This window comes from Achromobacter sp. UMC46, assembly GCF_014170335.1.
In the GTDB taxonomy this organism is placed as follows: Bacteria; Pseudomonadota; Gammaproteobacteria; order Burkholderiales; family Burkholderiaceae_B; genus Achromobacter.
In genome coordinates, this window is record NZ_LZZS01000016.1 from 42,203 (window position 1) to 56,032 (window position 13,830).

Here is a 13,830-nt window from a genome sequence, read left to right on the forward strand (position 1 = left end):
ATGATGCATCAAAGTACGTGCCAAGAGTCTGAAGGTCGCCACGGAAAAGTCGGTCCGGGCGGGCGGATATCGGGCGTGCTGCCCACACCCTACTTTATCAGCCTTATAGGCGAAACCGACGGGCGGGGCCGGTTTTCCGGGATTTTGGCGCCTCCGGGATTACACCGATATCGTGATTTTTGTTTCCTGATGCATGATGCATCAAATATCTAAACCAGGATGTGTCGTGATGCTGTCGAATGCCGCCGCCGGGATGGAAGAGCCGGTGGATGCCCTGCTGGTGAATTCGCCGCCGCCGATCCGGCTCAAGGATGCGGAACGCGTCGCCGGCGCCTGCTACCCCGGTTACGTGCAGTGCGCCCCGTTGTCGGGCGAGCGCGACATGAATTTCCGGATCAGCCGGGCGGACGGCGAGTCGCTGACGCTGAAGTTCATCAACGGCGCGGAAAGCCTGGATGAAACGCGCATGCAGATCGCGGTGCTCAAGCACCTGGAAGCGCGCAGGCGCGGCATGGGCCCGGTGCGGGCGCCGCACCACCAGCCGGCCGACGCGGCCGGACTGACAACTGAGTATTCGGATATCAGGCCGGGTTGCGACGATGGCTCGTCGGCCCAGGATTGGCTGGATTTTCATGTGCCGGACGTTGCCGGCCCTGTGCGGGTGCGCGCCTATGGCTACCTGCTCGGCCAGACGGGAACGGCCATGTCGGCCGGGCCGCAGTCCTGGCACGCCGTGGGCCGAGCGGCAGCGCAGCTGGATGCGCAGCTTGCAGACTTCGAACATCCGGCGGCGCACCGCGTGTTCCTGTGGGATGCCTGTCAGGTGGCGCGCGTGCGGCCGATGCTGGGAGCGGTCGATTCCGCAGACGAACGGGGGCGCATCGCCGCCTATCTGGACGTGTTCGAGCAGGACGTCATGCCTGCGTTGGCGGCGTTGCCCTGCCAGATCATCCACAACGATCTGTCGCCCAGCAACATCCTGGTCAATGCGGCCGGCACGGACCTGGCGGGCATTCTGGACTTTGGCGACATGGTCCATGCGCCGCGGATCGCCGAGATAGCCATCGCCGCCTCCTACCAGATGACGGCTACCGGCAATCCCCTGGACGTGCTGTCGGCCGTCGTGGCGGGTTACGAGTCGGTGTCTCCGCTGACGCCGCAAGAGCGGCGCCATGTGCTGGATCTGGTGTTGGCGCGGCTGGTGCAGCGCATGGCGATTCCGTCTTGGCGCGCTTTGCGTTTTCCCGGCAATGGCGCCTACATCCTGCGCAGCCGGGCGGCGGCGACGGCGTTGTTCAACGAGCTGTACGACGAATGGAGCCAGGGCGCCCGTTGAGCGCGTCCTGCATGGAACTGCGCGTCGCCGCGCACGAATCGAACGAAGGACATGCGATGACAGTAAACCGCAACGAGGCGCAGCAAGACTTGTTGGCGCGGCGCAAGGCGCTGGGGCCGGCCTACCGGTTGTTCTACGAAGAGCCGGTGGAGCTGGTGCGCGGCGAGGGCGTGTGGCTGTACGACGCCTCGGGACGCCGCTATCTGGACGCCTACAACAACGTGCCCGTGGTCGGGCATGCCAATCCCGCCGTGGTGGAGGCGCTATCGCGCCAGGCATCCGTGCTGAATACGCATACGCGGTATCTGCACGAGGGCGTGGTGCATTACGCCGAGCGTTTGCTGGCGCTGTTTCCGGATGCGCTGGACACCGCCATGTTCACCTGCACGGGCAGCGAGGCCAATGACCTGGCGCTGCGCATCGCCTTCGAGGCGACGGGGCGGCGGGGCGTGATCATCACCGAGAATGCCTATCACGGCGTGACGATGGCGCTGGCCGACGTGTCGCCGTCGCTGCGTCCCGTCGGGGCGCACGTCCGAACGATACCGGCGCCTTGCCTTCTGAAGGGTACGCCGCACGAGGTCGCGGCGAAATTCGCCGCCTGCGTGGATGCAGCGGCCGATGAGCTGGAAGCCGCCGGCACGCCTGTGGCCGCGTTGATGGTCGACACCGTGTTCGCCAGCGACGGCATGTATGCCGACCCCAGCGAAGCGCTGACGCTGGCGGCCGAACGCGTGCGCGCCCGCGGTGGCCTGTTCGTCGCTGACGAAGTGCAGGGCGGCTTTGCGCGGATGGGCGCCAACTGGTGGGCTTTCCAGCGCGATAGCGTGATCCCGGACATGGTGTCCATGGGCAAGCCCATGGGCAACGGCCATCCGATCGGCGGCCTGGTCGTGCAGTCGCGCCTGGCAGAGGTCTTCGGCCTGCAGTGCCGCTATTTCAATACCTTCGGGGGCAACACGGTGTCGTCGGCCGTCGGCCTGGCCGTGCTGGACGAGCTGGCGCGCATGGATGCGCCAGCCCACGTCGAGCGCACCGGCCAGGTCATGGCGCAAGTGCTGGACGATCTGGCGCAGCGCCACGATTGCCTGGGGCCGGTGCGCGGGCAAGGCCTGTACTGGGGTGTCGACATCGTCGCGCCCGATGGGGATGCGGCGCATGCCGCTCGCCTGACCCAACGGATCGTCAATGGCTTGCGCCAGTCCGGCGTGCTGCTCGGCACGGCTGGCCGGCAGGCTTCTACGCTCAAGATCCGTCCGCCGCTGGTGTTCCAGCCCGAGCATGCCGGCATCCTGGCGCAAGCCCTGGACGAGCAGTGCCGCGCGGCGATGCGCTGAGCGGCCAACAAGACAACCACACAACAAGACGCTTCATAAGAAGACCGGTCCCACCCCACCACGTCGAACAAGCAAGGGAATCCTCATGCGCAACACTATGTTCTTCAGAAAAACGGCACTGCATGTCCTGCTGGCGGGCGCAGCTGCCATCGGCGCAGGCGCGTCGGCCATGGCGCAGACGCATGGCGGCACGCTTAACGTCATCCTGAATCCCGAGCCACCCGTCCTGATGCTGGGCCTGAACCAGCAGACGCCCACCCAGATCGTCGGCGGCAAGATCTACGAGAGCCTGCTGACCTATGACTTCAAGCTCAATCCCCAGGCCAGCCTTGCCAAGTCGTGGACCGTTTCGCCCGATGGCCTGACCTATACCTTCGAGCTGCAGGAAGGCGTGACCTGGCACGACGGCAAGCCGTTCGGCGCCGACGATGTGCTGTTCTCACTCAAGGAATACCTGCCCGAGGTGCACGCGCGAGCGCGCAACAACCTCAGCCATGTGGCGAACATCGAGAAGACCGGGCCGCTCACGGTCGTCATTACGCTTAAAGAGCCGTACTCGCCGTTCATCAACGCCTTTGAGGTGTCGTCCGCGCCGATTGTGCCGGCGCACATATACAAAGGCACAGACTTCCGCAACAACCCGGCCAACCAGACGCCGATCGGCACCGGGCCGTTCAAGTTCAAGGAATGGCAGCGCGGCCGCTTTGTGCTGCTGGAGCGCAACGACAAGTACTGGCGTCCCAACCTGCCGTACCTGGACAAGATCTATTTCCAGGTGATTCCGGACGCCAATTCGCGCCTGGTCGCCCTGGAAAGCGGCTCGGTGCAGGTGGCCAGCTTTGGCGACATCGATTTCGCTTTCCTGCCGCAGATCAAGGCCAACCCGCAGTTGGAGGTCACGACCCAGGGGTACGAGTTCACCGGCTCGCACGCCGCGATCGAACTCAACCACCGCACCAAACCGATGGACGACGCGCGTTTCCGCCAGGCCATCCAGTACGCCATCGACCGCAAGTTCATCGCCGAGCGAATTTTCTTCGGCGCCGCGCGCCCGGCCACGGGCCCGGTGTCGTCGGTGACGCGCTTCTACGACGACAAGCTTCCGCGCTACGACTACGACCCGAAGAAGGCCATTGCGCTGCTCGACGAAATGGGCCTGAAGCCGGATGCCAGCGGCAAGCGCGCCAGCATCAAACTGCTGGGCCTGCCCTATGGCGATACCTGGAACAAGGTGTCCGAGTACGTCAAGAGTTCGCTGTCCAAAGTCGGGGTGGACGTCGTGCTGGAAAACACCGACGCGGGCAGCTGGGCGCGCCGCTACTCCAACTGGGAGTTCGATGCCGTGGTCGAGTACCTGTACCAGTACTCGGATCCGGCGCTGGGCGTGGATCGTACCTATCGTTCGGACAATATCCACAAGGGCGGCTACGGCACCAACACGTCGGGCTATGTGAACAAGGACGTGGACGCCGCGCTGATCGCCGCCGCGAAGGAAGTCGACCCGGTCAAGCGCCAGCAGCTCTATTCGCAGGCCTACGGCCAGGTCGCCAAGGATGCGCCGACCGCCTGGCTGGTCGAACTGGCGTTCCCCACCATCACCAACAAGAAGGTCAAGAACGTGACGACGTCCGCCATCGGCGTGGCGGAAAGCTTCGCGACGACCTACATCGAGAAGTAAGAGGGGAAACCGCATGATGAGGTGGCTGCGGCCCTTACTTTCCGTGCTGGGCAAATCGGTCACGGTGCTGGTCGCAGTCGCGGTCATCAACTTTGCCCTGGTGCACATGGCGCCCGGCGACCCGGTCAGCGTGCTGGCCGGCGAAGCCGGATCGTCAGACGCGAAGTTCCTGGAACAGTTGCGCCAGGAGTTCAAGCTCGATCAACCCCTGGTGGTGCAGCTGGGAAGCTACCTGCAATCCATCGCCACGCTGGATCTGGGATACAGCTACCGGCAGCAACGCCCCGTCTGGGACATGATCGCCGACCGCTTGCCGGCCACGCTGGTGCTGGCGATCCCGGCTTTCCTCATCGCCCTGCTGGGCGGGATCCTGCTGGGGGCGCTGGCCAGCCGCTACCGGGGAAGGTGGCTGGACTCGGTCATCACCGCGGCGTCGCTGGCGTTCTACGCGACGCCCATCTTCTGGGTCGGATTACTGCTGGTGCTGGGGTTCTCGGTCAGCCTGGGATGGTTGCCGGCGTTCGGCTACGAGACCATGGGTTCGTCGCTGACGGGCGTGCCGCGCATGCTGGACATCGCCAAGCACGCCCTGTTGCCCATCGTCACGCTTGCGGGCTTCAACCTGGCAGTCTATACCCGTCTGGCGCGGGCCTCCATGAACGAGATACAGGGCGCCGATTTCGTCAAGACGGCGTGGGCCAAGGGCCTGTCGTCGGGCCGGGTGGTGTGGGTGCACCAGCTGCGCAACGCCGTGCTGCCCGTCATAACGCTTGCCGGCATGCAGGCGGGCCAACTGATCGGCGGCTCGGTGCTGGTGGAAACCGTGTTCGCCTGGCCGGGCATCGGCCGGCTGGCCTTCGACGCACTGCAGCAGCGCGACTATCCCGTCCTGCTGGGGGTGTTTTTCTGCACGTCGGTGGTGGTGGTGGCGTTCAACCTGCTTACTGACCTGATCTACCGCGTCGTCGATCCTCGCATGCAGAGTCAATCATGAAGTCATTGATCAAGCGATATTTCAGCAATGCCGGTGCGGTGGTGGGGCTGGTCTGCCTGACCGCCATCGTGCTGATGGCCCTGGGCGCCCAGTGGCTCTATCCGATCAACCCCTGGGACGCCACCGAAGCGCCGTTCCTGCATCCGTTCGAGCAGGCCGGCGCCTGGTTGGGGGCCGACTCCATGGGCCGCAATATCGCAGCGGGCATCGTGCATGGCGCGCAGGCCTCGCTGCTCGTGGGCGTGGTGGCGACCGTGGTCGCGGTGTTCATCGGCATGCTGGTGGGCGTGCCGGCCGGTTACCTGGGCGGGCGCTGGGACGAGCTGCTGATGCGCGTGACCGAGATCTTCCAGACCATCCCCAGCTTTCTGTTCGCCATTGTGCTGGTGGCCATATTCCAGCCCTCTTTCGGTTCGGTGATTACCGCCGTGGCGCTGGTGAGCTGGCCGCCGATCGCCCGGCTGGTGCGCGCCGAATTCATGCGGGTCAAGTCCAGCGAGTTCGTCGAGGCCGCCACGGTGCAGGGCTATTCGCGCACCCACATCGTGTTTGCCGAAATCCTGCCGAACTGCGTGTCGCCGCTGATCGTCATGGCTTCGCTAATGGTGGCCAACGCCATCCTGCTGGAAAGCGCGATCAGCTTTCTGGGCCTGGGCGATCCCAACCTGATGACCTGGGGATACATGGTGGGCGCCTCGCGCACCTTCCTGCGCCTGGCCTGGTGGATGTGCCTGTTCCCGGGCGTGGCGATCTTCGTCACCGTGTTGGCGGTCAACCTGATGGGAGAGGGGCTCAATGATGCGCTCAATCCCCGTCTCCATCGCAAGGGGTGAGCCGTGGCGTCGTTGCTTCAGATTGAAAACCTGTCAATCTCACTGCCGGCGGGCGGAGACCGCGCGTTGGCGGTGGATGGCGTCAGCCTTGCCCTGAATCCGCGCGAAATCGTGTGCGTGGTGGGCGAGTCCGGGTCGGGCAAGTCCACGTTGGCGCATGCCGTGCTTGGCCTCTTGCCGCGCGGCCTGCGGATCGCCGGCGGCGATATCCGGCTGGGCGAGCTGCAGCTGGCCGGCATGCCGCTGGGCGAGCTGCGCCGCGTGCGCGGCAAGCGCATTGCCATGGTGTTCCAGGAACCGCTCAGCGCGCTCAACCCGCTGATGCGCTGCGGCCGCCAGATCGGCGAAATGTTGCGCACGCACGGCATGCGCGATGCCGCCCGGGTGAATGCGCGTGTCGCCGAGCTGCTGACCTCGGTTGGCCTGCCAGACCATGCCCGCATCGTCGATTCCTATCCCTACCAACTGTCGGGCGGACAACGCCAGCGCGTCATGATCGCCATGGCCCTGGCGCTGGAGCCCGACATCCTGATCGCCGACGAGCCGACCACGGCGCTGGACGTCACCACCCAGGCGCAGATACTGGCCCTGATCAAGGACATCCAGCAACGCAAGGGATTGGCCGTGCTGTTCATCACGCACGATTTTGGCGTGGTCTCGGAAATCGCCGACCGCATCGTCGTGATGCAGGGCGGCCGCGTGATCGAGTCCGGCTCGGCGCAGCAGGTGCTGCGCGATCCCCAGCAGGCATACACGCAGTCGTTGCTGGCGGCCGTGCCGTCGTTTCGGCCACCGCCCGCCGGAAAGGTTCAGGCCGACGCCTTGCTGACGGTAAAGAACCTGCGCAAGACGTATGTGCGCAAGGGCAAGTGGTTCGGCCCGGCCCAGCAGTTCCCGGCAGTCAAGGGCGTGTCATTCGATATCCGGCGCGGCGAGACGGTGGGGCTGGTGGGCGAGTCCGGTTCGGGCAAGTCGACCATCGGCCGCATGCTGGCGGGTCTGGTGTCCGTCGACGATGGCGAAGTGCGGTTGCGCGGGGCCGACATGCTGGCAGACGGCGCGTTCGCCGACCCGGCACGGCGCCGTTCGGTGCAGATGATCTTCCAGGACCCGTATGGGTCGCTCAACCCCCGCCATACCGTGGCGCGCATCCTGACCGGCGGCATGCGCCGGCACGGCATGTCGGCCAGCGCGGCGATGGACAGGGCGCGCGAACTGATGCAACTGGTCAAGCTGGATCCGTCCGCGCTGGATCGTTATCCCCATGAGTTTTCGGGGGGGCAGCGCCAGCGCCTGGGCTTTGCGCGCGCCATCGCGGTGACGCCCGAGCTGATCGTGGCGGACGAACCTGTGTCGGCGCTGGACGTATCGGTGCAGGACCAGGTACTGGCCATGCTGCGCCAACTGAAGCATGAGCTGCATCTTTCCATGCTCTTCATCACACACGATCTGCGCGTGGCCTCCCAGTTGTGCGACCGCGTCATCGTGCTCAAGCATGGCGAAATCGTCGAGCAGGGTTTGACCGCCCAGGTCCTGGAAAATCCGCAGCACGAGTACACCCGCGAACTGATCGCCGCGGTGCCCGGAAGAAGCTGGAAATAAACACACCCACACGCTTTATAGGATCGCGCAGTGAAAGCATTCATCTCCCCGACCCATGACGTGCCCTGGCCTGGCAACGCCATGATCCGTGGGCTGCTCAAGCAGCACCACGATCGCGCCGAACGCAGCATCGAAATCCTTGCCGCGCTGAAGGACGACCTGCGCCTGGATTGCCAGTTCGTGCACCGCGCCGCCGAACGCCCCGCCGAATTGTTCGAAGTCCATGCCCCGGACTATCTGCACTATCTGGAAACCGCCTGGGACGAATGGTCCAAGGCGCCGGATGCGTCATTCGAAGTGCGGCCCTACATCACGACGAACCGCTATTTCCCCACGTTGCGCACGCAGATCCCGGTGACGCTCGCCGGCCGCTACCTGGGCGACGGCGGTTCGCCATTGGTCCAGGACGCCTGGGCCAATATGAACGGCAGCGTCGACGCCGCAGTGGCGGCCGCCGACGCGATCATCGCGGGCGAACGCAGCGCCTATGCGCTGTTGCGGCCCGCGGGCCATCACGCCATGCGCGACCTGGCGATGGGCGGCTGCCACATCGCGAACACGGCGATCGCCGCGCAGCGCCTGGCCAAGCGGTTTGGCCGCGTGGCCGTGCTGGATATCGACGTGCATCACGGCAACGGCACGCAGCAGATCTTCTACGACCGCGACGACGTGTTGACCGTGTCGCTGCACGGAAAGCCCGAAACGCTATTTCCATTCATCTGCGGCTATGCCGACGAGATTGGAAGCGGCGCCGGCGAAGGTTACAACTGCAATCTGCCCATGGAAGGCGGCACGGCGATCAGCGGCTACCTTGGCTACTTCGACCATGCCCTTGAACGGATCAAGGATTTCGCACCGGGCGTGCTGGTGGTGGCGGCGGGCTTCGACACGTTCCGCCACGATCCGTTCGGCAACCTGGACATCGACACTGCCGACTACGCGGTACTGGGCGACCGAATCGCCCAGCTTGGCCTGCCGACCCTGTTCGTTCAGGAAGGGGGCTACAAGGTCGATACGCTGCGCGCCAACGTCAACTCGCTGGTCGAAGGCTATCTGAAACGCCAGGGAACCTAGACATGACGACTGCTGAACGCGAGGCGGGCGAGGGCCGTGTGGTGCTTATCAGCGGCGCCAGCCGGGGCATCGGGCTTGCCCTGGCGCGTGAACTGCTGGCGCACGGCTGGCGGGTGTCGGCGGGAACACGCCAGCCGGTGGCGGCGTTGGCGGAGTATGGGGCGGATCGTTGCCACGGATCGCCCTTCGATGCGCGGGATCCGGCAAGTGAAGCGGCCTGGGTGGCCGCGGCGCACGGCCATTTCGGGCGAATCGACGCGATCGTCCACAACGCCGGCATCCTGAGCGGCAAGTCCGTGATCGAGGCGAGCGACGAGGACTTCGACGATATCTTCGCCGTCAACGTCAAGTCGCCCATGCGCCTTACCCGGCTGGTGTGGCCGCATTTGCAGGCCGCTCCCGAGGGCCGCGTGCTGGTGATTGCCTCGCTGGCCGGCAAGCGCGTGCGGGCGGCGGAAGGCGGGCTGTATTCCATGAGCAAGGCCGCCGCGCTGATGCTGGCCCACGGAATCCGCCATGCGGGCGAAGGGGATCGGATCCGCTGTACGGCGATCTGTCCGGGCTTTGTTGCCACCGACATGGCCGACGGCGTGGACGACTCCGTCAAAGCGCAATTGACCCAGCCCCAGGAAGTGGCCCGGATCGCCCGGATGGCGCTGGAGCTTCCCGCCACGGCCAGCGTGGCGGAAATACCGATCAGCTGGCGGGTGGAAACGGCATTTTGATCGTGGAGGGAGGCCGCGGCGCCGGGCTGGTGTCCGGCTAGCCCGGGCCCGGCTGAGTACAATCTGCTCCTTATGCGCTATTCCGACTTCGATCATCGCCTTGCCGCACTCGGCGCCCGGCCCGTCCATCGCGGCCGGATCGTGCGCGTCTGGCTGAACGGGCAAGCGCTCGACACCGGCACGCGGCGGCGGAGTTCAGAGGACTTTCTGCCGCTGTCGCTGCGCAATGCGCTGCCCGCCTTGACGGCGGAGCTGGACGGCCTGGCCGGTATCCGCTCTGAACATGCCGGCAACGACGGCACGCGCCTGCTCGTCGAGCTTGCCGATGGGCAGATGGTGGAAAGCGTGCTGCTGCCGCGTGACGGCCTTTGCGTTTCGTCTCAGGTCGGCTGCGCGGTGGGCTGTCGTTTCTGCATGACCGGCAAGAGCGGCCTGATCCGTCAGGTATCAAGCATGGAGATCCTTGCCCAGGTCGTGCTGGCACGGCGTCTGGGCTCCGTGAAGAAAGTCGTCTTCATGGGCATGGGCGAACCGGCGCACAACCTGGAAAACGTGCTCGAAGCGATCGACCTGCTTGGCACCGAAGGCAATATCGGCCACAAGAACCTGGTGCTCTCCACGGTGGGCGATCTGCGCGTGTTCGAGGCCCTGCCGCAGCAACGCGTCAAACCCGCCCTGGCGCTGTCGCTGCACTCGACCAAGGCCGAGTTGCGTGAACACCTGTTGCCGCGCGCGCCGAAAATCGCGCCGGCAGACCTTATCGAGCTTGGCGAAAAGTACGCCCGCGACACCGGATACCCGATCCAATACCAGTGGACGCTGCTCAAGGGCGTCAACGATGGCCACGACGAACTCGACGCCGTCCTGCGGCTGCTCAAGGGCAAGTACTGCGTCCTCAACGTCATCCCGTTCAATAGTCTTGAGGGCGACGACTATCAACGCCCCGATCCAGAGCGTATCCGCGAGATCGTCCACTACCTCCATAGCCGCGGATTGTTGACCAAGGTAAGGAACAGCGCCGGGCAGGATGTGGATGGCGGCTGCGGGCAGTTGCGCGCCCGGGCCATCGGCACAACGCAGGTCGTCGCGCTGCACCGCCAGCGTGCGGCGGTGTAGCCGAAACGGCTGAGTTATCCTGCGAAAGCATGTGTGGTTCCGTATCGGCCGCACGCCATCCCAGACGATTCAATGCCACAGAAGGCCAGGCCGCCCAAGATGAATACGCCCGAGAATTCTCCGCCAGCAGCCGCTCCCTACGGATTGCGCCCGGCCGACACGCCGAAGAAGGTCAACGTCCAGACCTTCGCGGGCATGCGCGCCCAAGGCGAGAAAATCGCCATGCTGACCGCTTACGACGCGACGTTCGCGGCCGTGGCGGACGCGGCCGGGGTCGACACGCTGCTGGTGGGCGATTCGCTGGGCATGGTCTGCCAGGGGGGCAACGGCACGGTCGGGGTATCGCTTGACGACATGGCGTATCACACGCGATGCGTGGCGGAGGGCGTTCGGCGCACGCAGGGCCGCTCGCTGATCGTGGCGGATCTTCCGTTCGGCAGCTATCAGGTGTCCAAAGAGCAGGCGATCGCGTCGGCCGTAGCGCTGATGGGCGCCGGCGCGCAGATGGTCAAGCTTGAGGGCGGTGGTTGGGTGGCGGAAACGGCGCGGTTCCTGGTGGAGCGCGGGGTGCCCGTGTGCGGCCATCTTGGGCTGACGCCCCAAACGGTCTCGTCGCTTGGCGGGTTCCGCGTGCAGGGCCGGACGGACGAGGCAGCTGCGCGCTTGCGCGAGGACAGCGCGGCGCTGGAAGCGGCTGGCGCCACGATGCTGGTCCTGGAAATGGTGCCGGCGGCGCTTGCTGCGTCCATCACCGCCGACCTGGCCGCTTGCGCCACCATCGGCATCGGCGCGGGCCGCGGCACCGCCGGGCAGGTGCTGGTCATGCACGACATGCTGGGCGTCAACCTGGGCCGGATGGCGAAATTCGTCCGCAACTTCATGGAAGGCAGCGACGGCGTCCAGAGCGCGATGGCAAGCTATGTGCGGGCGGTGAAGGACGGGTCGTTTCCGGACGACGCCAAACACGCTTGGTGAGGTGCCGGGGTCAGCATGACGGCCAGGTTGAACGGCTTTTTCATGATTGCTCCCGATCGAGTTTGGCATGGCGGTACAGCGCGTCCCGGTCCAGGACCGTCAGCCCGCCGTAGTGCGTTTGCAGGACGCCGGCTCGGGCTAGTGTCACCAACGCCGTATTGCAGCGCTGCCGCGACACGCCGCACAGGCTGGCGATTTCTTCCTGCGATATCTTCAACCGGCCATTGGTGCCGGAATGCGCTTCCGCGTCCAGTTGCGCCGCGACGGCGCGCGCCACCGTGGTGTCGACGTCCAGCAGCACATTGCCGGTATACGAGGCCATCAGCCAGTTGACCCGCTGGGCCAGGTGCGTCATCAGCGCCTTGGTGAACTCGATATTGTTGTTCCACAGGCGCTCGCAGGTGTCGCGCGGCAAGATCACGATCCGGCTTGGCCGCAGCGCCACCACTTCGTATTCGAACCGTTCGCGGCGGATCATGGTGGCTTCGCCGAACCAGCTTCCGGTGCTGAAACCGGCCAGCGAAAGGGAACGCCCGTCTGACCCGCGCGACGACCATTTCACCAGCCCTTCGACCACGCCATACCAGCCGGGCGACTTGGCGCCTTCGCGGAACAGGTATTCGCCGGTGCGCAGCGACAGGATGCGCAATTCCGCGCGGACCAGGCCGCGTTCTAGCTCCGGCAAGCCGGTGTACCAGGGGACGACGTCCAGCATGTTGTCGACAGGGCATGGCGCCGGCCGGCGTTTGGCGCCGGGCGATTCGTTGCCGGTACCGGTGGGCGGTCCGCGCATAGTGCTCCCTATTCAGCAGTGGTGGCCCCGCACAGGTAAACCCTAGGGCGCTTTGTCAACTTGATGACTGTCCGCCTGGCAGGTCCAGTCCCAGAATAGCCGAGGCCCTAAGAGCCGAAAACCATAAGAGGAGACAGGTATGTTGTCAATGCCACGCAGGTTGTCCGGCGCCGCGATTGTTTGCGGCGCGGCCGTTACGCTCAGCGCGGGTGTTGCGCATGCGCAGATTTCCGACGATGTCATTCGAATCGGATTCATCACCGACATGTCCGGCGTCTATTCCGGCCCCGACGGCCCCGGCGGGGCCGAGGCCATCAAGATGGCGATCGAGGAAATGGGCGGCGAGATCAACGGCAAGAAGATCGAGCTGCTGACAGCCGACCATCAGAACAAGGCGGACATCGCCTCGGCCAAGGCGCGCGAGTGGTTCGACCAGAAGGGCCTGGACATGCTGATCGGCGGCACCAATTCCAGCACGGCGCTTGCCATGTCGAAGGTGGCGGCCGACAAGAAGAAGCCGATCATCGTGGTGGGCGCGGGCGCTCCGGCGCTGACGAACGAGCAATGCACGCCCTATACCCTGAACTACGCCTACGACACGGTCGCGCAGGCGCGCGGCACGGGGGCCGCAGTGGTCAAGGCGGGCGGCAAGAGCTGGTACTTCCTGACCGCCGACTACGCCTTCGGCAATGCGCTGCAGGCCGACACCACGAAGGTGGTCGAGGCGGCGGGCGGCAAGGTGGTGGGGTCGGTCAAGCATCCGCTGGCGTCCAGCGATTTCTCGTCCTTCCTGCTGCAAGCGCAAAGCAGCAAGGCGGAAATCCTGGCCCTGGCTAACGCCGGTGCCGACGCGACCAACGCGATCAAGGCGGCCAACGAATTCGGCATTACGAAGACGATGCGGCTGGCTGGGCTGATCATGTTCATCAACGATATCCATGCCATGGGCCTGGATGCGGCGCAGGGGCTGTACCTGACCGACAGCTGGTATTGGAACGCGTCGGATGAGACGCGCGCATGGAGCCAGAAGTTCTTCGAACGGCGCAAGGCCATGCCGTCGTCGCTGCAGGCGGCGGACTATTCGGCGGCGTTGCAGTATCTGCGCGCCGTCAAGGCCACCGGCACCGATGACGCCGACCGCGTGTTGGCGCATATGCGCGAAAACAAGCTGAACGACCTGTACATCAAGGACGGCGTCGTCCGTCCGGACGGCCGGGTGGTGCACGACATGTATCTGCTTCAGGTCAAGACGCCCGCCGAATCGAAGGCGCCCTGGGACTATTTCAACGTGGTGCAGACCATCGACGGCAACGAGGCCTTCACGGCCAAGGCGGAAAGTCGGTGCGCGCTGTGGAAGTAAGGAGAAC

The 13,830-nt window shown here is 65.3% G+C and carries 12 protein-coding genes; 11 read left to right on the plus strand and 1 reads right to left on the minus strand.

Going from position 1 to position 13,830, the window contains the following annotated elements:
- Positions 1 to 229: 229 nt before the first annotated feature.
- The 10 genes from A9973_RS14790 to panB all read left to right on the plus strand — a co-directional run bounded on the left by A9973_RS14790 (position 230) and on the right by panB (position 11,670).
- A complete protein-coding gene (locus A9973_RS14790; protein WP_255469173.1) occupies positions 230 to 1,336 on the plus strand; it encodes a phosphotransferase in 1,107 nt (368 codons plus the stop codon).
- 11 nt (positions 1,337 to 1,347) lie between these two features.
- Positions 1,348 to 2,673 carry an aspartate aminotransferase family protein gene (locus A9973_RS14795; protein ID WP_255469162.1) on the plus strand — a complete coding sequence of 442 codons (1,326 nt, stop codon included), beginning with the start codon at positions 1,348 to 1,350 and terminating at the stop codon, positions 2,671 to 2,673.
- Between the two features lie 85 nt (positions 2,674 to 2,758).
- A complete protein-coding gene (locus tag A9973_RS14800) occupies positions 2,759 to 4,351 on the plus strand; it encodes an ABC transporter substrate-binding protein (RefSeq protein WP_183014501.1) in 1,593 nt (530 codons plus the stop codon).
- A 16-nt stretch (positions 4,352 to 4,367) separates the two neighbouring features.
- Positions 4,368 to 5,345 (plus strand): ABC transporter permease, encoded by a 978-nt coding sequence (locus A9973_RS14805; protein WP_370539491.1) that lies wholly within the window; start codon positions 4,368 to 4,370, stop codon positions 5,343 to 5,345.
- Entirely contained in the window at positions 5,342 to 6,178 is an 837-nt protein-coding gene (locus A9973_RS14810) for an ABC transporter permease (protein WP_183014503.1), read from the plus strand. The genes A9973_RS14805 and A9973_RS14810 overlap by 4 nt, the downstream gene beginning before the upstream one ends.
- 3 nt (positions 6,179 to 6,181) lie before the next feature.
- The gene (locus A9973_RS14815) at positions 6,182 to 7,780 is read left to right on the plus strand and encodes an ABC transporter ATP-binding protein (RefSeq protein ID WP_183014504.1); all 1,599 of its coding nucleotides are present in this window, start codon (positions 6,182 to 6,184) and stop codon (positions 7,778 to 7,780) included.
- A 30-nt stretch (positions 7,781 to 7,810) separates the two neighbouring features.
- Positions 7,811 to 8,854 (plus strand): histone deacetylase family protein, encoded by a 1,044-nt coding sequence (locus A9973_RS14820; protein ID WP_183014505.1) that lies wholly within the window; start codon positions 7,811 to 7,813, stop codon positions 8,852 to 8,854.
- Positions 8,855 to 8,856: 2 nt separating this feature from the next.
- Positions 8,857 to 9,579, plus strand: coding sequence for an SDR family NAD(P)-dependent oxidoreductase (locus tag A9973_RS14825; RefSeq protein ID WP_183014506.1), 723 nt, complete (start codon positions 8,857 to 8,859; stop codon positions 9,577 to 9,579).
- A 72-nt stretch (positions 9,580 to 9,651) separates the two neighbouring features.
- Positions 9,652 to 10,695 carry an RNA methyltransferase gene (locus A9973_RS14830; protein ID WP_183014507.1) on the plus strand — a complete coding sequence of 348 codons (1,044 nt, stop codon included), beginning with the start codon at positions 9,652 to 9,654 and terminating at the stop codon, positions 10,693 to 10,695.
- Positions 10,696 to 10,794: 99 nt separating this feature from the next.
- Positions 10,795 to 11,670, plus strand: coding sequence for a 3-methyl-2-oxobutanoate hydroxymethyltransferase (gene panB / locus A9973_RS14835; protein ID WP_183014508.1), 876 nt, complete (start codon positions 10,795 to 10,797; stop codon positions 11,668 to 11,670).
- A gap of 40 nt (positions 11,671 to 11,710) precedes the next feature.
- On the opposite strand, the gene A9973_RS14840 is transcribed toward panB, so the two are convergent.
- A complete protein-coding gene (locus tag A9973_RS14840; RefSeq protein WP_255469163.1) occupies positions 11,711 to 12,463 on the minus strand; it encodes a Crp/Fnr family transcriptional regulator in 753 nt (250 codons plus the stop codon).
- A gap of 148 nt (positions 12,464 to 12,611) precedes the next feature.
- Here A9973_RS14840 and A9973_RS14845 point away from each other — a divergent pair, with 148 nt between their 5' ends.
- Entirely contained in the window at positions 12,612 to 13,823 is a 1,212-nt protein-coding gene (locus tag A9973_RS14845; RefSeq protein ID WP_183014634.1) for an ABC transporter substrate-binding protein, read from the plus strand.
- The last annotated feature ends 7 nt before the right edge of the window (positions 13,824 to 13,830 follow it).

Excerpts from the sequence above, each read along its gene's own strand:
- A9973_RS14790 (WP_255469173.1), top strand. The coding sequence starts at position 230 with ATGCTGTCGAATGCCGCCGCCGGGATGGAAGAGCCGGTGGATGCCCTG.
- A9973_RS14795 (WP_255469162.1), top strand. The coding sequence starts at position 1,348 with ATGGAACTGCGCGTCGCCGCGCACGAATCGAACGAAGGACATGCGATG.
- A9973_RS14800 (WP_183014501.1), top strand. The coding sequence starts at position 2,759 with ATGCGCAACACTATGTTCTTCAGAAAAACGGCACTGCATGTCCTGCTG.
- A9973_RS14805 (WP_370539491.1), top strand. The coding sequence starts at position 4,368 with ATGAGGTGGCTGCGGCCCTTACTTTCCGTGCTGGGCAAATCGGTCACG.
- A9973_RS14810 (WP_183014503.1), top strand. The coding sequence starts at position 5,342 with ATGAAGTCATTGATCAAGCGATATTTCAGCAATGCCGGTGCGGTGGTG.
- A9973_RS14825 (WP_183014506.1), top strand. The coding sequence starts at position 8,857 with ATGACGACTGCTGAACGCGAGGCGGGCGAGGGCCGTGTGGTGCTTATC.
- A9973_RS14830 (WP_183014507.1), top strand. The coding sequence starts at position 9,652 with ATGCGCTATTCCGACTTCGATCATCGCCTTGCCGCACTCGGCGCCCGG.
- panB (WP_183014508.1), top strand. The coding sequence starts at position 10,795 with ATGAATACGCCCGAGAATTCTCCGCCAGCAGCCGCTCCCTACGGATTG.
- A9973_RS14840 (WP_255469163.1), bottom strand. The coding sequence starts at position 12,463 with ATGCGCGGACCGCCCACCGGTACCGGCAACGAATCGCCCGGCGCCAAA.
- A9973_RS14845 (WP_183014634.1), top strand. The coding sequence starts at position 12,612 with ATGCCACGCAGGTTGTCCGGCGCCGCGATTGTTTGCGGCGCGGCCGTT.